The organism is Hansschlegelia plantiphila, assembly GCF_027922265.1.
GTDB lineage: Bacteria > Pseudomonadota > Alphaproteobacteria > Rhizobiales > Methylopilaceae > Methylopila > Methylopila plantiphila.
Genome location: NZ_BSFI01000004.1, coordinates 299,046 through 319,522, shown reverse-complemented (window position 1 = coordinate 319,522; position 20,477 = coordinate 299,046). Strand labels below are relative to the sequence as shown.

The window sequence follows — 20,477 nt, the reverse complement described above, 5'->3', positions numbered from 1 at the left end:
GGGATCGCTCAGGCCGCCAGCAGCTTGTCGACTTCAGTCACCAGCTCGCGCAGGTGGAACGGCTTTGACAGGATCTTAGCGTCCTTGGGGGTCTGCGAATCAGGGTTCAGCGCGACGGCGGCGAAGCCCGTGATGAACATCACCTTGATGTCGGGATCGAGCTGGGTCGCGCGCCGCGCGAGCTCTATGCCGTCCATCTCCGGCATCACGATATCCGTCAGAAGCAGTTCGAACGGCTCTTCGCGCAACCTGTGATAGGCGGAAAGCCCGTTGTCGAAGGAGACCACGGTGTGGCCCGCATTTTCGAGCGCGCGCACGAGGAAGCGACGCATGTCGTCGTCGTCTTCGGCGAGGAGGATTTTTGAGGTGGGGATCACGGGTCCGGGAAGCCTGGCTGGTCGCGCGACGACTGAGATTCATTCCATAAGGCGGCGCTTTGGTAAACAGATCGTTTCCGCCGCGGCGGCGATGGACACGAGGCTTGCAGGCGGGCAACAATCGGGTTCGCGGCAGGGATAACGCCTTTGCGGGAAGGTGTCGTGGTTGGACGATAGGGACACGAACGAAGCGGCTTTCGAGGTCGTCGAGCCGCGCGGCAATCCCGCCGCGGCGACGTTCAACTCGCCGCATTCGGGAGCGCGCTATTCCGAGAGCTTCCTCGCCGCGTCGCGGCTCGACGCGCGGGCTTTGCGGCGCTCCGAGGACGCCTATGTCGACGAACTGTTCGCCGCGGCCCCGCTGAGCGGCGCGCCGCTGATGCGCGCGCATTTCCCGCGCGCCTTCCTCGACGTCAACCGCGAGCCCTACGAGCTCGACCCGCGCATGTTCGAGGGGCGTCTGCCGCCCTTCGCCAACACCCGCTCGCTCAGGGTCGCCGGGGGACTGGGCACCATCGCGCGGATCGTCGGCGAGGCGCAGGAGATCTATGGCGGCCGGCTGCCGGTGGCGGAGGCGCTCGACCGCATCGAGTGCATTTACAAGCCCTATCACCGCACGCTGCGGCGGCTGATCACCCGCGCGCACCGGCTGCACGGGGTCGCCGTGTTGATCGACTGCCACTCGATGCCGTCCATCGGGCTCGTTCGGGACGACCGGCCGCGCGCCGACGTGGTGCTCGGCGACCGCTACGGCTCGAGCTGCTCGCCGGCGATCGTCGATTTCGCCGAACAGGCGCTGCGCGACCTCGGCTTCGTCGTGGTCCGCAACAGGCCTTACGCCGGCGGCTACATCACCGAGCATTACGGCGCGCCGGCGAGCGGCTTCCACGCGCTGCAGATCGAGGTGAACCGCGCGCTCTACATGAACGAGGAGACCCATGCGAAGACTGCGGGCTTCGCAACCCTGCAGGCCAATCTCTCGCGCTTCGTCGAGCAGATCGCGACGGCGCCGTTCGCGGCGCTCGGCGGCTCGCGGCTGGCCGCCGAGTAGCCGTCAACCCTGCTCCTATCGTCTGATAGGAAAATCCTTGCAATGCCGTCGGGATGGGGACAATGTCCCGTCGCCTGGACCTAAGACCAAAAAAAGGGGCCGCCCGCGAAAGCGAACGGCCCTTAAGTCTAGGGAGGAAACGCCCAAGGAGGGCAGCGGCGCTGCGATGGAAGATCGCAATGCCGCGCTGCAAAAAGATGCGGCCGCGCCGCACAAAAAGCAAGTGCTAATCTCGATCATCGCCGGATGCGACCGCCTGTCGCATTATCCGGCGATTTTTTTGCGCGCCGCAGCATGACGGGGTAACGGCCATATACACGGCGCGGGTCTGCGCCGAATCGCGTCGCGATCGGGAGCTTCATCCGCATGACGGCCGTTGATTTCGCAGCATTCGTCGATCGCCTTGCGATCGCCTCCGGCGAGGCGATCCTTCCCTTCTTCCGCACCTCGATCGGGGTCGAGGACAAGAGCCGCGGCGCGGTGTTCGACCCGGTCACCGCCGCCGACCGCGCCGGCGAGAGCGTGATGCGGACGTTGATCCGCGACACCTTTCCCGAACATGGCGTGATCGGCGAGGAGTTCGGCGACGAGTCGAAGGACGCCGAGTTCGTTTGGGTGCTCGATCCGATCGACGGCACCCGCTCTTTCATCCTGGGCATGCCGGTCTGGGGCACGCTGATCGGCCTGATGCGCGGCGGCGCGCCGTGCTTCGGCCTGATGCACCAGCCGTTCATCGGCGAGCGCTTCTCCGGCGACGGCATGAGCGCGACCTATCGCGGGCGCGGCGGCGATCGGACGCTGCGGACGCGGCCCTGCAAGACCCTCGGCGACGCGATGCTGATGTCGACATCGCCCACCATGTTCACGGGCGACGAGCGCGATGCGTTCGACGGCGTCGCAGGCGAGGTCAAGCTGACCCGCTGGAGCGCCGACTGCTACGCCTACGCCATGCTCGCGTCCGGCCATGTCGACCTGATCATCGAAGCCGACCTGAAGCCCTTCGACATCGTCGCTCTGATTCCGATCGTCGAAGGCGCCGGCGGCGTCATCACGACCTGGGACGGAGGGCCGGCGACGAACGGCGGGAGGATCGTCGCCGCGGGCGACAGGCGCCTGCACGACGCTGCGATCGAGCGCCTGGCGCGGCGCTAAACCGGTTCGATCCGAATGCTCTCGCGGCTCGCTCGGAACTATCTGTCCTTCTCGGGCCGCCTTCCCCGGTTGACCTACTGGGCTCGATCGATCGCCGCAGCGGCGGTATGCGCCGCCCTCGGCGGACTGGCGGCGATCAGTCAGCCCTACGGCGCGTTCGGCGTGCTGCTGTTCTCGCTCGCCGCCTTCGCCGTCGGCGCGTTCGCCGGCGCGTCCCTGATCGTTCGCCGTTTCCATGACCTCGGCCGCAACGGCTGGGTCGGCCTCGCCATCGGCGCCGCGGCGGCGGTCGGCTCCTACGCCGGGGAGTTCAGCCTGGCGCCGATCTCGATCTCCGTATTCGCCGGCGTCGTCAGCCTCACGCTGTTCGTCTATCTCGGCTTCGCCCGTGGCACGCGCGGGCCGAACCGCTACGGCCCCGACCCGCTGGCGCGCTGACGCAGGTCTTCAGGCCAGTTCGCGCCGGCCGGGCACGAAGGCGTCGAACGCCGCCCAGAACAGATCGCGGATCTCGTCGCGCTCCATCATGATCTCGTGGCGCGCGCCGCGCAGCAGCAGATGGCCGCCGCCGCGGACCCGTCGCGCAAAGCGCTCGCTCGCGACTGCGTCGACGATGCGGTCGTCGCCCGCCGTCATGATCAACGTCGGGGTCCGCAACGACTCGGGCGCGCCCGGGGAGGCCGTCGCCGTCATCGCCCGAAAGGCGGCATGGACCCATCCGATGGTCGGCGAGGCGATCGCAAGCTCCGGCGCTTCCGTGATCACGGCGGCGGCCACCGCGTAGCGCGCGGGATCCGACGTCACCGGATTGCCTTCGAAGGCGCCGAGCGGCATCACCCGGTTGGTTCCGCTTGGGATGAAGGCGCCGGCGAAGCCGACGCCGCCGAGGCCGGTCGCGAGGCCGCGCGCGATGAAGCCGGCGCGGGCGAGCGGCAGACCTATCATCGGCCCGACCAGCACGAGGCGCTCGAACCACTGCGGCTGCCTGGCCGCGAGCGACAGGATGACGGGCGCCGACATCGAATGGCCGAGCGCGAAGTAAGGCGACGGACAGTCGGTGAGCACGACCTGACGCATAAGCGCCTCGGCGTCGGCGCGGTACTCGGCGAAATCGCGGACATGACCCTTCAGCGGGTTCGACAGCAGCCGCTGCGAGCCGCCCTGCCCACGGAAATCGAGCGTCGCGACCGCGAAACCCCGGGCCAGCAGGTCGCCTATGACCTCGCCGTATTTTTCGATGAACTCCACGCGGCCGTGGAACAGGCAGACCGTGCCGCGCGCGGCGCCGTCCGGCTTCCAGAACGCCGACCGCAACAGCACGCCGTCGGCGGAGGTCAGCGTGCGGGATCTCGCGCCCGCCGGAAGCGCAAGGCCCGGCGCCGCGACCAGTCCCTCGCGCACCGAACGCGGCGGCATTCTGTTCAGTCGAAACAGCGTGGACGGCATCGGAACAGGCCTCGGCGAGGCGGCGCGAGGGCCGCCCGACGGTCTTAGCAGACGGGGCGTTTCCGATCCGCGAACACGCTCTTGAACGCCGCCGGGCACGTCACCACCTCAGCTTCGTCGCAGGCCAAAACGGCTGCGACGGCTTTGAAAACGGCCCGGCCATATGGCGGGCCGACATCGTGTCGCTCTTTGGAGGATATGACATGCGCAGCTACGACCTCGCCCCGCTTTATCGTTCGACCGTCGGTTTCGACCGCCTGTTCGCGCTGCTCGACGGAGCCGCGAACTCGGAGAACGCCGCTCCGGGGTACCCGCCCTACAACATCGAACGCACCGCCGAGAACGCCTACCGCATCACCATAGCGGTCGCCGGCTTCGGCGAGCAGGATCTCAACATCGAGGTGCGCGAGAGCGCGCTCACCGTGCGCGGCGAGAAGGCCGCAGAGGAGCGCACGAGCGAGGTGCTCCATCAGGGCATCGCCGCCCGCGCCTTCGAGCGACGCTTCCAGCTCGCCGACCACGTCCAGGTGACCGGCGCGAGCCTCGAGAACGGCCTGCTCCATGTCGAGCTCGTCCGCGAGGTGCCTGAAGCGAAGAAGCCGCGCTCGATTCCGATCGGCTCCGGCGCGGCGAAGGCGATCGACGCCAAGGTCGTCGAGCCGCAGGCGCAGGCCGCCTGATCGGGTTCTCGACGGACCGATCCTAGAACAGGGGCGTCCCGGGAGACCGGGACGCCTTTTTCTGCGCTCCGGCGCCGTCGATCGCGGCCAGGAAGGCGTCGATCTCCTGGGGCTCGGTGGCGAACGAGCAGATCAGGCGGGCGATCACCTCGTCGGCCCCGCCCGCACGGTGGGGGGCGATCGAATCGCTCGACCAGACATAGTAGCCGACCCCCTGCGCCTTCAGCGCTTCGTGGGTGGCGGCCGGCAGATGCGCGAACACCTCGTTCGCCTCCACTGGGAACGCCGTCTTCAGGCCCCGCGCCTCAAGGCCTAGCGCAAGCCGCGCGGCCTGCGCGTTCGCCTGATGGGCGAGCTTCAGCCACAGCCCGTCCTCCAGCAGCGCCGCCGCCTGCGCCGCGATGAAGCGGCCCTTCGACCAGAGGTGCCCTCCCCGCTTGCGACGCTCGGCGAGGTTACGGATGAGGTCGGGCGCGAACAGCACGACCGCCTCCGCCGCCATGGCGCCGTTCTTGGTGAATCCGAAGGAGAGCGCCTCGACGCCGGCCCGCCATGTCATCTCGGCGGGCGACACGCCGACGGCCGCCACCGCGTTCGCGAACCGCGCGCCGTCCATGTGCACCCGCAGACCGCGGTCACGGGCGACCTCGGCGATCGCCGCGATCTCGCCCGGCCGGTAGACGGTGCCCGCCTCGGTCGCCTGCGACAGCGTGACGGCGGACGGCGTGACATGGGTCGGCGGCGTCCAATAATCGCGGGCGAGCAAGGCGCGCAGCCCGTCCGCCGTGATCTTGCCGTCGACCCCGGGCAGCCCGACCATCTTCGCGCCATTGCTGAAGAACTCCGGCGCCCCGCACTCGTCGTGAAGCACGTGCGCTTCGGAATGGGCGATGATCGCGCCCCACGGCGGCGTCATCTGCGCCAGCGCCAGGGCGTTAGACGCGGTCCCCGTTGTGACGAGGAACACCCCGACCTCGCACTCGAATATCCCGGCGAGCAGCTCCTCGACCTGAGCGGTCACCTCGTCCTTTCCGTACGGCGCGGACGAGCCGGCGTTCACGGCGCCGAGCGCGGAGAGCACCGAATGATGGGCCGGCGCGATGTTGTCGCTGGTGAGGTTCATGACGCGGCGATCCTAAGGTGACGATGGTGCGGCGACAAAAAGCCGGCGCATCGAGCCCATCATTCGAAGCTGCGAAGTCACGGGCGTTGTAAAGCGAGCTCACGACCCGATACGCAACCGCCGGCGATGATGTCCAGAGCGCGCCCTCGCCGTCACCCCCGCGCGCAAAGCATGGCGGCGACCAGCGCTCCCGAACGCCTCGCGTCCGTCGCCCGTCCTCGCCGCCGCCCCTTGACGTCGGCGCTTTACCGGCCAACCCTTTTCTGATACGTCCCGGATCACCAGATAGGACAGCAAGACTGTCCATTTGCGTGACGGCGCGGTTCTGAAATTCAATCGGCGCTTGAGGCGCGGTGGTGGGGCTCCTTGTGGGGTCTTGGCCGCCGCGGCTTCGGTCGTCTGGGAATCAGGCGCGCCGTCCGGCCATGCAAGCGGTCTATGGGGGCGGGCGGCCTCCGGGGATCATGGAGCTGACCATGACGAAGATGATCGAGAACGGCGCGTTCGACGGCGCGGAGCGGAGCGGGGCCGCTACCGGCCGCGCGCTGACTGTGCTCGACGGCCTTCCGGAGGCGCAGGGTCTCTACGATCCGCGCAACGAGAAGGATTCCTGCGGCGTCGGCTTCGTCTGCGACATGAAGGGCCGCAAGAGCCACAAGATCATCGAGCACGGCATCAGCATCCTCGAGAACCTCGAACATCGCGGCGCCGTCGGCGCCGATCCGCGCGCCGGCGACGGCGCCGGCATGCTGGTGCAGATTCCGCACAGGTTCTTCGCCGCCGAAGCCGAGCGGCTCGGCTTCGCGCTGCCCGAGCCCGGCTGCTACGCCGTCGGCCACGTCTTCATCCCGCGCGACCCGGAGACCGTCGCACACGTCAAGGCGACGTTCGAGCGCGTCATCGCGGCCGAAGGCCAGACCTTCCTCGGCTGGCGCGAGGTTCCGACCGACAACTCCTCGCTCGGCGAAAGCGTCAAGCCGACCGAGCCCGCGCAGTGGCAGGTCTTCGTCGCCCGCTCGGCCGGCATCGAGAGCGAGGACGATTTCGAGCGCAAGCTGTTCATCCTGCGCAAGGTGGTCTCGAACGAGATCTATGGCGCGGATCCGCGCGGCTCGAGCTACTACCCGGTGTCGCTGTCCTGCCGGACGATCGTCTACAAGGGCATGTTCCTCGCCGACCAGCTCGCGGCCTATTACCCGGACCTTCGCGACGAGCGGTTCGAGAGCGCGCTCGCGCTCGTCCACCAGAGGTTCTCGACCAACACCTTCCCGACCTGGTCGCTCAGCCATCCCTACCGGATGGTCGCGCACAACGGCGAGATCAACACGCTGCGCGGCAACGTCAACTGGATGGCGGCGCGTCAGGCGTCGGTCGACAGCGAACTCTACGGCAACGACATCTCGAAGCTCTGGCCGATCAGCTATGAAGGCCAGTCCGACACCGCCTGCCTCGACAACGCGCTCGAATTCCTGGTGCAGGGCGGCTACTCGCTGACCCATGCGGTGATGATGCTCGTGCCCGAGGCCTGGGCCGGCAACCCGCTGATGGACGACCAGCGCCGCGCTTTCTACGAGTACCACGCCGCCATCATGGAGCCGTGGGACGGCCCGGCGGCGATCGCCTTCACCGACGGCCGCCAGATCGGGGCGACGCTCGACCGCAACGGCCTCAGGCCCGCGCGCTGGTTCCAGACCGACGACGACCTCGTCGTGATGGCGTCCGAAATGGGCGTGCTCACCGTTCCCGAGGACAAGATCATCCGCAAGTGGCGGCTGCAGCCCGGCCGCATGTTGCTGATCGACCTCGAGCAGGGCCGCATCGTCTCCGACGAGGAGATCAAGTCCGAGCTTTCGGCCGCCAATCCCTACAAGGAGTGGCTGAAGAAGACCCAGCTCGTGCTCGAGGACCTGCCCGACGCGCCGCCGCCGCGGCCGCGCAGCGAGCCGAGCCTGCTCGATCGCCAGCAGGCGTTCGGCTACACCCAGGAGGACGTCAAGCTCCTGCTGACGCCGATGGCGACCACGGGGCAGGAAGCCACCGGATCGATGGGCACCGACACGCCGCTGTCGGCGCTCTCGCTCAAGTCGAAGCTGCTCTACACCTATTTCAAGCAGAACTTCGCGCAGGTGACGAACCCGCCGATCGACCCGATCCGCGAAGAGCTCGTGATGAGCCTCGTGTCGTTCATCGGGCCGCGGCCGAACCTGTTCGACCTCGACGGCTCTTCGAAGAAGAAGCGGCTCGAGGTGCGCCAGCCGATCCTCACCAACGAGGATCTGGAGAAGATCCGTGCGATCGATGATCTGGCGGAAAGCCATTTCCAGACCCGCACCCTCGACACGACCTATCCGGCCGAGAAGGGTGCGACCGGCATGGCCGACGCGATCGACCGGCTGTGCGAGCGCGCCGAGGCCGCCGTCCATGGCGGCTTCAACATCGTCGTGCTGTCGGACCGGCTGGTCTCCCCCACCCGGATCGCGATCCCGGCTGCGCTCGCCTGCGCGGCCGTGCACCACAACCTGATCCGCAAGGGCCTACGAACCTCGGTCGGCCTCGTCGTCGAGAGCGGCGAACCGCGCGAGGTGCACCATTTCGCGGTGCTCGCAGGCTATGGCGCGGAGGCGATCAACCCCTACCTCGCCTTCGAGACGCTGGCCTCGATGCACAAGGCGCTCGACTTTCCCGAGCGCATCGACGCGACCGAAGTGCGCACGCGCTACATCAAGTCGATCGGCAAGGGCCTGCTCAAGGTCATGTCCAAGATGGGCATCTCGACCTACCAGTCCTATTGCGGCGCGCAGATCTTCGACGCGGTCGGGCTCTCCAGGGAGTTCGTCGACAGGTTCTTCACCGGCACCGCGACCCCCGTCGGCGGCGTCGGCCTGACCGAGATCGCCGAGGAGACCGTGCGGCGCCACACGCTCGCCTTCGCGGACGTTCCGGTGCTGCGCTCGTCGCTCGACGTCGGCGGAGAGTACGGCTACCGCATTCGCGGCGAGGACCACGCCTGGACGCCGGAATCGGTGGCCGATCTCCAGCACGCAGTCCGGACGCGGTCTTTCGCGAAGTACGAGGATTTCGCCCAGGAGCTCAATCAGCAGTCCGAGCGGCTGCTGACGCTGCGCGGCCTGTTCCGCATCCGCACCGCGGAGGAGCGCGGCCGCGACGCGGTGGCGCTCGACGACGTCGAGCCGGCTTCCGAGATCGTGAAGCGCTTCGTCACCGGGGCCATGTCGTTCGGATCGATCTCGCGCGAAGCGCACGAGACGCTTGCGATCGCCATGAACCGGATCGGCGGCAAGTCGAACACCGGCGAAGGCGGCGAGGAGCCCGAGCGCTTCGTCCGGATGGCGAACGGCGATTCGAAGCGCTCGGCGATCAAGCAGGTCGCGTCCGGCCGCTTCGGCGTGACGACCGAGTATCTCGTCAACGCCGACATGATCCAGATCAAGGTGGCGCAGGGGGCGAAGCCCGGCGAAGGCGGCCAGCTGCCCGGCCACAAGGTCGACGCCGCGATCGCCAAGGTTCGGCGCTCGACGCCGGGCGTCGGCCTGATTTCGCCGCCGCCGCACCACGATATCTACTCGATCGAGGATCTCGCGCAGCTCATCTACGACCTGAAGAACGTGAACCCCGAGGCCGGCGTTTCGGTCAAGCTGGTCTCCGAGGTCGGCGTCGGCACGGTCGCGGCCGGCGTCGCCAAGGCGCGCGCCGACCACATCACGATCTCGGGCTTCGAGGGCGGCACCGGCGCGAGCCCGCTGACCTCGCTCAAGCACGCCGGCGGCCCGTGGGAGACCGGCCTCGCCGAGACCCAGCAGACGCTCGTCATGAACAAGCTGCGCGGCCGCGTGCGGCTGCAGGTCGACGGCGGGCTCAGGACCGGCCGCGACGTCGTGGTGGGCGCCCTGCTCGGCGCCGACGAATACGGCTTCTCGACCGCTCCGCTGATCGCGGCGGGCTGCCTGATGATGCGCAAGTGTCACCTCAACACCTGCCCCGTCGGCATCGCCACGCAGGACCCTGTGCTGCGCAAGCGCTTCAAGGGCACGCCCGAGAACGTCATCGACTATCTGTTCTTCGTCGCGGAGGAGGTGCGCCTGCTGCTGGCGGAGATGGGCTTCACCAAGCTCGACGACGTCATCGGGCGCTCCGACCTTCTGGATAAGCGGGAAGCCATCGGCCATTGGAAGGCGCGCGGCCTCGACTTCTCGAAGCTGTTCGCCAAGCCGGTGGTCGGCGCCGACGTCGCTATCCGCCACGCCGAGACGCAGGACCATCACCTCGAGGCGGTGCTCGACCGCGACCTGATCCAGGCCGCGCTCCCCGCGATCGAGACCGGCGAGGCCGTCGTCATCGAGCGGCGCATCGTCAGCCGCAACCGCTCGGTCGGGGCGATGCTGTCCGGCGCGGTCGCGAAGGCCCATGGCAGCTCGGGCCTGCCGGACGACACCATCACCGTTAAGCTGACCGGCACCGCCGGCCAGAGCTTCGGCGCGTTCCTCGCGGCGGGTGTGACCTTCGACCTGACGGGCGAAGCCAACGACTATGTCGGCAAGGGGCTTTCCGGCGGCCGGATCATCGTGCGCCCGGCGGCGAACGCCGGGATCGTGGCGGAGGAGTCGATCATCGTCGGCAACACCGTGCTCTACGGCGCGATCGAGGGCGAGTGCTATTTCCGCGGCGTCGCGGGCGAGCGCTTCGCAGTGCGCAACTCCGGCGCCGTCGCGGTCGTCGAGGGCGCGGGCGATCACGGCTGCGAATACATGACCGGCGGCGTCGTCGTGGTGCTCGGCAAGACCGGCCGCAACTTCGCGGCCGGCATGTCGGGCGGCGTCGCCTATGTGCTCGACGAGGCCGGCGACTTCGCCGCTCGCTGCAACCTGTCGATGGTCGATCTCGAGCCGGTGCCGGAGGAGGAGGAGCTTCTCGAGGAGCTCCACCACCATGGCGGCGACCTCGAGTTCAAGGGGCGCATCCATGTCGACCCCGACATGACGCGCCACGACGAGGACCGGCTGCACCAGCTGATCGCGGCGCACCTTGCGCACACCGGCTCGGGGCGCGCCAAGGCGATCCTCGACGACTGGGCCGGCTACCGGAACAAGTTCGTCAAGGTGATGCCGGTCGAGTACCGCCGCGCGCTGCGCGAGATGGAGAAGGCACGGACGTTGCAGGCGGCGGAATGATTTCCGGTCGACTAGCGTCGTCGTCCCGGACGGCCTAAGAGGGCCGCTCCGGGACCTCTGAGAATGGGTCTAAATAGCGCTTCCGATCTGCTGGTTCAGCGCCCTCGGGCGACTGGGCGGACCGGAGCGCGCGGTTATGCACGAGGCCTCCGCGGGAGGAGACCAATTAATGGGCAAGGTTACAGGGTTTCTCGAGATCGAGCGGCAGGAGGCGCGCTACCAGCCCGCCTCCGACCGGATTCGGCATTTTCGGGAGTTCACGCTTCCCCTCTCGGAGGGCGAGGTCGCCAAGCAGGCCGCGCGCTGCATGGATTGCGGCATCCCGTTCTGCCATGGGCCGCAGGGCTGTCCGGTGCACAACCAGATCCCGGACTGGAACGACCTCGTCTACGCCGACGACTGGCAGGAGGCTTCCCGCAACCTCCATTCGACCAACAATTTCCCGGAGTTCACCGGCCGCATCTGCCCCGCCCCCTGTGAGGAGGCGTGCACGCTGAACCTTGAGAACGTGCCGGTCGCGATCAAGACCATCGAGCAGGCGATCGCCGACAAGGCCTGGAGCAACGGCTGGGTGACTCCCGAGCCGGCCGGGCACAAGACCGGCAAATCGGTCGCGATCGTTGGCTCCGGCCCCGCGGGCCTCGCGGCCGCGCAGCAGCTCGCGCGCGCCGGGCACGACGTCCACGTCTATGAGCGCGAGCCGAAGGCCGGCGGCCTGCTCCGCTATGGCATCCCCGACTTCAAGATGGAGAAGCGCCACATCGACCGCCGCGTCGAGCAGATGGAGGCGGAGGGCGTCACGTTCCATTACGGCGTCAATGTCGGCAAGGACATGGCCTTCTCCGAGATCGTCGACGCCCACGACGCCGTCCTCTTCGCAGGCGGCGCCGAATCACCGCGCGATCCGGGCCTGCCGGGGCAGGAGCTCGACGGCGTTCACAAAGCCATGCCGTTCCTCGTCCAGCAGAACCGGCGCGTCGGCTTCGAAAACGCCATTCCCGAGACTCCGGTTGAGGCCGGCGGCAAGCATGTCGTCGTCATCGGCGGCGGCGACACGGCCTCCGACTGCGTCGGCACCTCGTTCAGGCAGGGCGCGATCACCGTGACGCAGCTCGATATCCGGCCGACGCCGCCGAAGATCGAAGACAAGCTGATGACCTGGCCGTACTGGCCGACGAAGTTCCGCACCTCGTCCAGCCAGGCGGAGGGCGCGGAGCGCGAGTTCTCCGCGGTCACGCTCGGCATCGAGGGCAAGAACGGCAAGGTCGTCGGCGTGAAATGCGCCCGCGGCGACGCCAAGCGGCAGCCGATTCCGGGCACCGAGTTCGTCCTCAGGGCGGACCTCGTCTTCATCGCGCTCGGCTTCGTCGGCCCCGTGAAGGAAGGCCTCGTCGAGCAGTCCGGCGTCGCGCTGGACAAGCGCGGCAATGTGCTGGCGGACGAACTGAACTACGTCACGTCGAACCCCAAGGTGTTCGCCGCCGGCGACATGCGCCGCGGGCAGTCGCTGGTGGTCTGGGCGATCCGCGAGGGCCGTCAGGCCGCGCATGCGATCGACATCTTCCTGACCGGTTCGACGACGCTTCCGAGATAAGGCGGGCGAGGCGCCGCCTAAGGCTGCGGTGAGGCCGAAGACGGCTTGGGAGCTTCCGGCGTCTCCGGCTTCTTCGCCTCCGCGCCTGGCCAGCGATGGTCGTCGAGGCGGCCTGGCTCGGCGTCTGGCGTCTCGCCGTTGACCAGCACGCGCTCGGCGTCCGGCGAGGCGTCGCGCGCGGGGATCGCGAGCGCGGCGGCCGCCAGCGCGCCGTTTTCCGCGCGGCGCGGCGCGGTGAGGACGACGAGCGGGCTCGAAAGCGGCCGCGGCCGCGCCGCCTGGATCGTCGCCGGCGCCAGCGGCGACTGCGGGTCGCCCTCGGGCGCGACCGCCCCGGCGATGGCGTCGGCCGACGGCGCCTTCGGCTTGTAGACCTTGCGGATCTCACGCTCGACGTAATGGGCGAGCTTGCGCGCGCCGGCCTTCGAGAACCGCACGCCGTCGTCGAGCCTCAGGCGGCCGATCTGGCCGTCGAGCTGCGGGCCTTCCGCTTCGTAGGCTCCGTCCTCGTCGACAAAGCCTTCCCAGACGTCGACATAGGTTCCGCCGGCCGCCTCGACGCGTTCCTTGATCAGCGCATTGAGCGCGGTGTGGTCGGAGCTCGCCCGCAGGCTTTCGCTCGGGGCGAGACCCACCCAATACACCGGCGTCCCGTGCGCCTTGAACAGCGCGAGCACGGCGTCGACGCGCGCGGCGTAGCGCTTCATCCACTCGTCCGACAGCGGCGCGAGCCTGGGACCGTCCGTGAACGGCTGGCGGTCGTTCACGCCAACGTCGATCACCGCATAGGCGATCCGGTCGTCCGCCAGCGCCTTCTGCGCCTCCTGGACGAAGTCGAAATAATCCGCGCGGACAAGGCCGCCGTTCGGCTTGACGTGTCGGCGAACCGCGACGTCGGGCGTGTCGGCGAAGGCCTCCTCCAGCCCGCCTGCGAGTTCGTCGGCGATGGCGTCGCCAAGCACCGCGACGAACGTGGTCGCGGGGGGCGGCGGTTCGACCGGCGCGGCGATGACGTTGGGCGGCAGAGGCGGCGGCTGGGGCGGCGTCCTGGCCTCGGTCGCCGGAGGCCGGCGCCGGATCGTTCGGGGCGGCGGACGCACCTCGACCGCGCCGGGGTCGCGGCGGGCGCCCCAGCCCGACGAATCGTCGTCGTCGCTGGAGCCGGAACGGCCGAACAGACGCTCCAGGAACGGGATCGAGAATCCCGACCGGCGCCGTTCAGCCTGGTCCGGGATGCGGCGCTCCTGACGGACCAGCCGCTGGCGCCGGTCGTAATAGGCGCCGTCGTCCTCGGAGCGCTGCCGGCGCGCCCGGTCCGAATAGGACGGCGGCGCCTCGTCATAATAGCGCCGGTAATAATCCTGCGCCCGCGCGGGCGAAGCGCCTGATAGTTCTGCGCCCGCGACGAGCGCGAGCAGCGCGCTTAGGACGAGCCGTCTCATGGGCGCCAGGCTACCACCTAACCGCGCGACGGGCCATGCGTCGCGGTCGGCCTCACCGCGCCGTGCGGAGCCGCCGCAGCAGCGAGACGCCGGCGTAGCCGTCCGCCGTCAGGCCCTGCTGCCTCTGGAAGGACGCGATCGCGGCCCGCGTCGCCGTGCCGATTTTTCCGTCCGGCTCCCCGACGTCGAAGCCGCGACGGGCGAGCAGCGTCTGGAGCTCGATCCGACCCGGTTCGTCGAGCGGCTTGTCGTGATTGGGCCACGGGGTGATGAACGGGCCGCCGCCGCGCACCCGGTCGGAGAGGTGGCCGACGGCGAGCGCGTAGGAATCCGCGTTGTTGTAGCGCTTGATGACGCGGAAGTTCGGCAGCATCAGGAAAGCCGGCCCGTTCGGGCCAGCCGGCATGAAGAGCGACGCTCGCGCCGCGCCGCCCGGGAGCGGCTGGCCGTTCGCGCGGCGAACTCCCGCCGCCTGCCACTGGGCGAGCGACAGGGTCGAACCTGGACGCGCGCCCGAAGGCGGCTGCACCTCGTATCCCCACGTCTGGCCCGGCTGCCAGCCGTGCTTGTGCAGGAAGCTCGCCGTCGAGGCGAGAGCGTCCGGCACGGAGGTCCAGATATCGCGCCGTCCATCGCCGTCGCCGTCGGCGGCGTAGGCCTTGAAGCTTGTCGGCATGAACTGCGTCTGGCCCATCGCGCCGGCCCAGGAGCCCACCATGTTCTCGGGCGTGACGTTGCCCTGCTGCAGGATCTGCAGCGCCGCGATCAGCTCGCGACGGAAGAACTCCGGCCGCTTCGGCTGGCAGCAGGCGAGCGTCGCCAACGCCTCGATGACGTTGTGGCCGCCCATCGTCGAGCCGTAGTTCGTCTCCATCCCCCAGACGGCGAGGATGGCGTAGCGATCGACGCCGTAGCTGCGTTCCAGGCGCGCAAGCAGATCGCCCCATTGCCGGTAGTTCTGCAGCCCGTTCGCGATGCGGGTGTCGGAGACCTGGGTGTCGATGTACTGCGCGAGCGACTGCTTGAATTCGAGCTGGACGGTCGACTTCGTGATCGCCTCGGAATCGACGGTCAGTCCCTTGAAGGCGCGGTCGAAGGTCGCGGCGCTGACGCCCGCCCGCATCGCCTCGGGCTTCAGCCGGGCCACGAAGGCGTCGAACCGGGCGTCGGCCTGCGCGGCGGACGCTGCGCCGAGGGCCGCCATCGCTCCGAGCGCGAACGCTGCGAGGCGGGGGAACCTCGGCTTGGCGGTGCTGCGCGGCGTCATGGCGGTCTCTCCCGGCGGCGTGCGGCGCCCGTTTTCGACGCGGCTCGCGATGATCAGAACTCCAAGCATAGGTGAGACTGTTTGCATTCCGTTAACCGCGTTATCGCGGGCGCCTCGAATCCATGGCGCCTTTACGACGCCCGCCTTCCGCGCCAAATCTACGCGCTCGCTGCGGCCAATCCGACGCCGCCCCTACTTCCTCCCCGCCGGAGCCCTCATGTCCCGACCGATCCGCAAGGCTGTCTTTCCCGTCGCTGGCCTCGGCACGCGCTTCCTTCCCGCGACCAAGGCCGTGCCGAAAGAGATGCTGACCGTGGTCGACCGGCCGGTGATCCAGCATGTCGTCGATGAGGCGCGGGCCGCGGGCATCGAACATTTCATCTTCGTTACCGGCCGGAACAAGGGCGTGATCGAGGATCATTTCGACAAGCAGTATGAGCTCGACGACACGCTCCAGCGGCGCGGCAAGACCGAGGCGATCGAGATTCTGAAGGCTCAGCTGCCCGGCGCGGGCCAGACCAGCTTCACCCGCCAGCAGGAGCCCCTGGGTCTCGGCCACGCCGTCTGGTGCGCGCGCGACATCGTCGGCGACGAGCCGTTCGCCCTCCTGCTGCCCGATATGCTCCACCAGGCGCCGCGCGGCGCGCTGGCGGAGATGATCGACGTCTACGACGAGGCCGGCGGGGGCAACGTGGTCGCCGTCTATGAGGTGCCGGACGACCAGACTCACCAGTACGGCATCGTCGGCCGTGGCGAGGCGGTCGGCAAAGGCTTCAAGATGACCTCGATGGTCGAGAAGCCCGCGAAGGGGACGGCGCAGTCGAACCTGGCGATCTCCGGGCGCTACATCCTGCAGCCGGAGATCTTCGACCTGCTGTCCAAGCAGGAGCCCGGCGCCGGCGGCGAGATCCAGCTCACCGATTCGATGCTGGCGCTCGCCGAGGTCCAGCCGTTCTCAGGCTTCGCCTTCACCGGCCCGGTTTATGACACCGGCTCGAAGCTCGGCTTCCTCACCGCCAACGTCGCCTATGCGCTGACGCGCGACGAGCTGAAGGGCGAATTCCGGGCCGAGGTCGAAAGGCTGCTGAAGCCGTGAAGCGAAGCCGCGGGCGCGATCGCGCCGGAAGCTAGAGCGGCGCGACGTCAGGCGGCGACGCGATCCGGCGCGGCTTTTCCCGGCGCAGGGCATAGAGCCCGGACGCGACGATCAGGGCGGCCCCGGCGAGCGCCAGCGCGTCGGGACGGTCGCCCCAGACGGCGTAGCCGAGAATCAGCGACGCCAGGATGACGCTATAGCGGAACGGTCCGACGACGCCCATGTCGCCGAGCCGGAAGGCCAGCACGATCGTCATGTTGCAGGCGACCACGAGGATGGCCGCGAAGGCGATGTAGCCGGCCTCGAGCGCCGTCGGCGTCACCCAGGCGGACGGGTCGGCGGCGCCCAGCCCGAAGCCGAGCACGGTCACCGTCAACGTCGCGCCGAGCGTCACGACCATCGAGGGCGCCTCGTGGGGGATACGTCGCGTGACGAGGTCGCGCACCGCCATGATGAAGGCGGCGAGCAGCGCGAGCGCCGCGTAGCCGTTGATCCCCGCGGCGGAGGGCTTGGCCACCAGCAGCACGCCGGCGAAACCCACGGCGATCGCCGTCCAGCGCCTCCAGCCCACGCTTTGCCAGCCGAGCGCGACGGCGAGCCCCGTGATCAGCAGCGGCGTCGCCTGGATGATGCTGGTGAACTCGGCGAGACCGAGGCCCGAAAGCGCGGTCATGTAGATCAGGCAGCAGACGGCCTCGAGCGCCGAGCGCAGCACGACCAGCGGATGCGCGACGAAGCCGAGCCGCCTGCGAAGCCCAAGCGCAAGGACCACGCCGAGCGCGAGCACGATCGAGAGCGGCCCGCGCAGCGCCATGATCTCGTTGATCGGGACATGCGTCGAGGCGAGCTTGATGACCGTGTCGTTCGACACCTGGAAACCCATGCCGACGACCATCGCGAGCACGCCGCGCGCCGTCGCGTCGAGCGCCTGCCGGCGGGTCGAAAGGTGGAGTTCGGTGGATGACATCGGAGCGGGGTCGCACGAGACGTTGGACTGCGCCCGTACCTAGCCGAAGCGGCTTAACGGGCGTTAGCCATTCCTTGCCTTTCTTCGCATGTCGGGCATGCGTCCGCGCAGACGGCTCAGCGGCGCACCCGCATGCCGACCTCGACGATCGAGGCCTTGTAGTCCGCGCCGGCGGCGTTGCTGTCGAGCCGCTCATGTTCGAAGCTGCCGATCAGCGACAGGCTGCGGTTCAGCCGGTATTCGGTCTCGAGCGCCAGCGTCAGACCGTCGTCGACCCGCCCGATGCCGCGATAGCTCTGCCGTTCCAAATCGGCGCGGGCGGTGACGATGAAGTTGCGGCGCAGGCGATGCTCGACCTCGAGGCCGAAGCTGCGCCCCAGCACCCCCCCGGAACCCTCGAGCGTCGTCTCCTGCAGCGCGGTCCTGGCCGTGGCGCGCACCGTCGTCAGCGCGCTCGGCGACCACGCGACGGACCCGTCGATGAGCAGGCCGTCGACCGGCTTGAGATCCTTGTCCTTCGGGTTCTGCCGGCCATAGCCGACCGCGAGCTCGCCGGTGATCAACCGTGTCGCCTCGAAGGTCGCGCCGCCGCGGATCGCATAGCCGCTCGACCCGTTCTTGCGCGTCAGCGTGACTGGGTTCCCGTTCTCGTCGAGGCCTGAGGTCAGGGTGCTCTTGTCGTAATCGCGGGTGTCGAGCGCGACCTCGGCGAACGGCTTCAGCCGCGGCGACAGGTCATAGGCGCCCCGCAGCCGGATTTCATAGGAGTTGTAAGCCCGATCGCTGTTGTCGAGCGTCGAGCCGTCCTGCAGCTTGGCGTCATTGTAGACGTAGCGGTCGACCAGGCCCTCGAGCTTCAGGCTGAAGCGGTTGAAGGTTTGCGAAACGCCAAGCGTCGCGCCGGCGGATTTCTGGATCTCGTCGCCTTTGAGGCCCGTCGCAGTGTCGGCGTCGCCCGGACGGGACGAGGTGATCGAGGCGCGCAGCTCGCTGGTGATCTTGGTGCGCTCGGTGACGTCGAGCCTGCCGTCGATGACGGCGTTGACGTTCGGCTCATAGCTGTCGCGGTCCGTATTGGTGTAGCGGCGAGCCTGACCGTCGATCTTGACGTCGACCTCGTGCCGCTCCCAGTCCGACCGGGCGTCGAGCGCTCCCTTCAGCCGCACGAAGGGCGAGCCCTTCCCGCCTTTCTCGACGCGGTCGGGGTTGTCGTCGTAGCCGCCGGCCGCCTCCATCGAGGGCCGCAGTATGAACGCGCCGGCCCGCACCCCGGTCGGCGCGTAGGCGTCGTCCTCCTCGAAACCCGGCGTCGGGCGGGTGCGCGGCTGGCTTCCGGCCGGACCCGCGGCGAGCGGATCGCCGATCGGCTCGGTCAGGGGAGCGGCCGTGTCGGTCTCGGTGGGGAGCTGCGTGCCGTAGTCGCCGCCGGCGAGCGGCGCCGGCTCGGCGCCGCCATAGTCCCCGCCGGCGAGCTGAGACGGGTCGAGCCGGCGCAGCGGCTCCTGGGCGTCCTGCTGCTGGTCGGCGAGGTTGGCGTCCGCCTGCTGCGCGGCCTGCTGGCGCTGCTCGGCGGTCTGCGCGCGCGCGTGTCCGGCCGCGGCCATGGCGGCGACGAACATCAGCGAGGCGGAGATCGCGCGGCGGCGGGACATGGCTTCCTGTGACCGCGAAGGCGCCGTCCGCGCCCCTCGACATGGTTAACGAGTGTGAAACGGGCATGGTTAAGAAAGCCTTGCAGCGACGACGCTCGCGCCGCTGCGGCGTCGGCGTCGCGCGCTGCGGCGCGAGCTGATAGAATCGCGTAATGCGTCGCCCAAGTCGGCGTCTTCTGGAGTTTGCAGTTCCGTGGTCAGTTCGCTTCGTTCGCCGTCCCTCCCCGCCTCGACCGTCCGTACGCCTGAGCCAGGGACCGACGCGCTACAGGAGACCAGGACCGCGGCGATCCAGTCCGCACGGCGGACGATCGAAACCGAGACCGATGGGCTCGCGCGGCTTCGCCGGGCGCTCGACGCCGGCCTCGGCGCCGCTTTCGCGCGCGCCGTCGAGACGCTCGCCGCAGCCCGCGGCCGGACGATCGTGAGCGGGATGGGCAAGAGCGGCCATATCGGCCGGAAGATCGCGGCGACCTTCGCCTCGACCGGCACGCCCGCCTTCTTCGTGCACCCCGCCGAGGCCAGCCACGGCGATCTCGGCATGATCACCGCCGACGACGTGGTGCTTGCGTTCTCCTGGTCCGGCGAGACCGCCGAGCTTCGCGACATCCTGCAATACGCCCGCCGCTTCCGCGTGCCGGTGATCGCGGTGACGTCAAGCCCCTCGAGCGCGCTCGCGCGCGCGGCCGACGTCGTGCTGGTTCTTCCCAAGGTCGCCGAGGCCTGTCCGCACGGGCTCGCGCCGACCACGTCGACGACCATGCAGCTCGCGCTCGGCGACGCGCTTGCGGTCGCGCTGCTGGAGAGCCGCCAGTTCACCCCCGGCGACTTCAAGCGCTTTCATCCCGGCGGCAAGCTCGGCGCCGTGCTGACCTTCGTGCGCGACGCGATGCATCACGGCGACGACATACCGCTCGTCGCGCGCGGCACGCCGATGTCGGAGGCGCTGATCGTGATGACGACCAAGAGCTTCGGCTGCGTCGGCGTCACGGACGAGAACGGCGCCCTGATCGGGATCGTCACCGACGGCGACCTGCGCCGTCACATGGGACCGGACCTCACCGGCAAGCTGGTGGAGCAGGTCATGACCCGCGCGCCGCGGGTCGTGGCGCCGGACGATCTGGCGGCCAGCGCCATGAGCGAGCTGGAAGGCCGCTCGATCACGGCGCTGTTCGTGGTCGACAAGGGCAAGCCGGTCGGCCTGATCCATATCCACGACCTGCTGAAGCTCGGCATCGCGTAACGGTTTGCCCGGCCCGAACGCGCGCTTCACCACCGTCCAGGGCAAGGCCTCGACGGAGCCGATGTTCCCCGACGCGCCGCAGATCGCCGCCAACCGCCGCGTCACGATTTCATTGACGGCGGCTCCGGGCGCGGTTCCGATGGACCTGAAGCCTTGAGCCGTAGATCATCGATTTGACCTCGGCGAAAGAAGGCGCGT

Annotated in this window: 17 protein-coding genes; 10 read left to right on the top strand and 7 right to left on the bottom strand. The window is 69.0% G+C overall.

All coding sequences use genetic code 11. The features are described 5' to 3' along the window. Positions 1–8: 8 nt before the first annotated feature. Positions 9–374, bottom strand: a complete 366-nt coding sequence (cpdR, locus tag PKE75_RS04860; protein WP_271167658.1) for a cell cycle two-component system response regulator CpdR — start codon at positions 372–374, stop codon at positions 9–11. Positions 375–543: 169 nt separating this feature from the next. Between cpdR and PKE75_RS04855 the strand changes: the two genes are divergently transcribed. The 4 genes from PKE75_RS04855 to PKE75_RS04840 all read left to right on the top strand — a co-directional run bounded on the left by PKE75_RS04855 (position 544) and on the right by PKE75_RS04840 (position 3,018). Beyond that, the gene (locus PKE75_RS04855) at positions 544–1,428 is read left to right on the top strand and encodes an N-formylglutamate amidohydrolase (RefSeq protein WP_271167566.1); all 885 of its coding nucleotides are present in this window, start codon (positions 544–546) and stop codon (positions 1,426–1,428) included. Positions 1,429–1,594: 166 nt separating this feature from the next. Then, the gene (locus PKE75_RS04850) at positions 1,595–1,726 is read left to right on the top strand and encodes a hypothetical protein (protein ID WP_271167565.1); all 132 of its coding nucleotides are present in this window, start codon (positions 1,595–1,597) and stop codon (positions 1,724–1,726) included. 68 nt (positions 1,727–1,794) lie between these two features. Further along, the gene (gene hisN / locus PKE75_RS04845) at positions 1,795–2,580 is read left to right on the top strand and encodes a histidinol-phosphatase (protein WP_271167564.1); all 786 of its coding nucleotides are present in this window, start codon (positions 1,795–1,797) and stop codon (positions 2,578–2,580) included. Between the two features lie 15 nt (positions 2,581–2,595). After that, on the top strand, positions 2,596–3,018 hold the full coding sequence (locus tag PKE75_RS04840) for a DUF805 domain-containing protein (RefSeq protein WP_271167563.1): 423 nt from the start codon (positions 2,596–2,598) through the stop codon (positions 3,016–3,018). 9 nt (positions 3,019–3,027) lie between these two features. Here the strand turns inward: PKE75_RS04840 and PKE75_RS04835 are convergent, their stop codons facing one another. Beyond that, positions 3,028–4,026 carry an alpha/beta fold hydrolase gene (locus tag PKE75_RS04835; protein WP_271167562.1) on the bottom strand — a complete coding sequence of 333 codons (999 nt, stop codon included), beginning with the start codon at positions 4,024–4,026 and terminating at the stop codon, positions 3,028–3,030. Positions 4,027–4,229: 203 nt separating this feature from the next. Here PKE75_RS04835 and PKE75_RS04830 point away from each other — a divergent pair, with 203 nt between their 5' ends. After that, positions 4,230–4,706, top strand: a complete 477-nt coding sequence (locus PKE75_RS04830; protein ID WP_271167561.1) for an Hsp20 family protein — start codon at positions 4,230–4,232, stop codon at positions 4,704–4,706. A gap of 22 nt (positions 4,707–4,728) precedes the next feature. Here PKE75_RS04830 and PKE75_RS04825 read toward each other — a convergent pair whose 3' ends face one another. Beyond that, the gene (locus PKE75_RS04825) at positions 4,729–5,829 is read right to left on the bottom strand and encodes a threonine aldolase family protein (protein WP_271167560.1); all 1,101 of its coding nucleotides are present in this window, start codon (positions 5,827–5,829) and stop codon (positions 4,729–4,731) included. A 464-nt stretch (positions 5,830–6,293) separates the two neighbouring features. On the opposite strand from PKE75_RS04825, the gene gltB reads away from it, so the two are divergent. Both gltB and PKE75_RS04815 read left to right on the top strand, forming a co-directional pair. Further along, positions 6,294–11,018 (top strand): glutamate synthase large subunit, encoded by a 4,725-nt coding sequence (gltB, locus tag PKE75_RS04820; protein ID WP_428979107.1) that lies wholly within the window; start codon positions 6,294–6,296, stop codon positions 11,016–11,018. 169 nt (positions 11,019–11,187) lie between these two features. After that, positions 11,188–12,612, top strand: coding sequence for a glutamate synthase subunit beta (locus PKE75_RS04815; RefSeq protein ID WP_271167559.1), 1,425 nt, complete (start codon positions 11,188–11,190; stop codon positions 12,610–12,612). A gap of 17 nt (positions 12,613–12,629) precedes the next feature. On the opposite strand, the gene PKE75_RS04810 is transcribed toward PKE75_RS04815, so the two are convergent. Then, positions 12,630–14,054, bottom strand: coding sequence for an SGNH/GDSL hydrolase family protein (locus PKE75_RS04810; RefSeq protein WP_271167558.1), 1,425 nt, complete (start codon positions 14,052–14,054; stop codon positions 12,630–12,632). A gap of 52 nt (positions 14,055–14,106) precedes the next feature. After that, positions 14,107–15,321, bottom strand: a complete 1,215-nt coding sequence (locus PKE75_RS04805; protein ID WP_271167557.1) for a lytic murein transglycosylase — start codon at positions 15,319–15,321, stop codon at positions 14,107–14,109. Between the two features lie 217 nt (positions 15,322–15,538). Here PKE75_RS04805 and PKE75_RS04800 point away from each other — a divergent pair, with 217 nt between their 5' ends. After that, complete coding sequence (locus PKE75_RS04800) at positions 15,539–16,417, top strand: UTP--glucose-1-phosphate uridylyltransferase (protein ID WP_271167556.1); 879 nt, start codon at positions 15,539–15,541, stop codon at positions 16,415–16,417. Between the two features lie 31 nt (positions 16,418–16,448). Here the strand turns inward: PKE75_RS04800 and PKE75_RS04795 are convergent, their stop codons facing one another. Both PKE75_RS04795 and PKE75_RS04790 read right to left on the bottom strand, forming a co-directional pair. Further along, on the bottom strand, positions 16,449–17,384 hold the full coding sequence (locus PKE75_RS04795) for a DMT family transporter (protein WP_271167555.1): 936 nt from the start codon (positions 17,382–17,384) through the stop codon (positions 16,449–16,451). A 116-nt stretch (positions 17,385–17,500) separates the two neighbouring features. Further along, positions 17,501–19,036 carry an outer membrane beta-barrel protein gene (locus PKE75_RS04790; protein ID WP_271167554.1) on the bottom strand — a complete coding sequence of 512 codons (1,536 nt, stop codon included), beginning with the start codon at positions 19,034–19,036 and terminating at the stop codon, positions 17,501–17,503. 193 nt (positions 19,037–19,229) lie between these two features. Here PKE75_RS04790 and PKE75_RS04785 point away from each other — a divergent pair, with 193 nt between their 5' ends. Then, the gene (locus PKE75_RS04785) at positions 19,230–20,279 is read left to right on the top strand and encodes a KpsF/GutQ family sugar-phosphate isomerase (RefSeq protein ID WP_428979105.1); all 1,050 of its coding nucleotides are present in this window, start codon (positions 19,230–19,232) and stop codon (positions 20,277–20,279) included. Positions 20,280–20,283: 4 nt separating this feature from the next. After that, complete coding sequence (locus tag PKE75_RS04780) at positions 20,284–20,436, top strand: hypothetical protein (protein WP_271167553.1); 153 nt, start codon at positions 20,284–20,286, stop codon at positions 20,434–20,436. The last annotated feature ends 41 nt before the right edge of the window (positions 20,437–20,477 follow it).

Coding starts and splice junctions, on each gene's coding strand:
- PKE75_RS04850 (WP_271167565.1), top strand. CDS start 1,595: ATGGAAGATCGCAATGCCGCGCTGCAAAAAGATGCGGCCGCGCCGCAC.
- hisN (WP_271167564.1), top strand. CDS start 1,795: ATGACGGCCGTTGATTTCGCAGCATTCGTCGATCGCCTTGCGATCGCC.
- PKE75_RS04840 (WP_271167563.1), top strand. CDS start 2,596: ATGCTCTCGCGGCTCGCTCGGAACTATCTGTCCTTCTCGGGCCGCCTT.
- PKE75_RS04835 (WP_271167562.1), bottom strand. CDS start 4,026: ATGCCGTCCACGCTGTTTCGACTGAACAGAATGCCGCCGCGTTCGGTG.
- PKE75_RS04830 (WP_271167561.1), top strand. CDS start 4,230: ATGCGCAGCTACGACCTCGCCCCGCTTTATCGTTCGACCGTCGGTTTC.
- PKE75_RS04825 (WP_271167560.1), bottom strand. CDS start 5,829: ATGAACCTCACCAGCGACAACATCGCGCCGGCCCATCATTCGGTGCTC.
- gltB (WP_428979107.1), top strand. CDS start 6,294: ATGGAGCTGACCATGACGAAGATGATCGAGAACGGCGCGTTCGACGGC.
- PKE75_RS04815 (WP_271167559.1), top strand. CDS start 11,188: ATGGGCAAGGTTACAGGGTTTCTCGAGATCGAGCGGCAGGAGGCGCGC.
- PKE75_RS04810 (WP_271167558.1), bottom strand. CDS start 14,054: ATGAGACGGCTCGTCCTAAGCGCGCTGCTCGCGCTCGTCGCGGGCGCA.
- PKE75_RS04805 (WP_271167557.1), bottom strand. CDS start 15,321: ATGACGCCGCGCAGCACCGCCAAGCCGAGGTTCCCCCGCCTCGCAGCG.
- PKE75_RS04800 (WP_271167556.1), top strand. CDS start 15,539: ATGTCCCGACCGATCCGCAAGGCTGTCTTTCCCGTCGCTGGCCTCGGC.
- PKE75_RS04795 (WP_271167555.1), bottom strand. CDS start 17,384: ATGTCATCCACCGAACTCCACCTTTCGACCCGCCGGCAGGCGCTCGAC.
- PKE75_RS04790 (WP_271167554.1), bottom strand. CDS start 19,036: ATGTCCCGCCGCCGCGCGATCTCCGCCTCGCTGATGTTCGTCGCCGCC.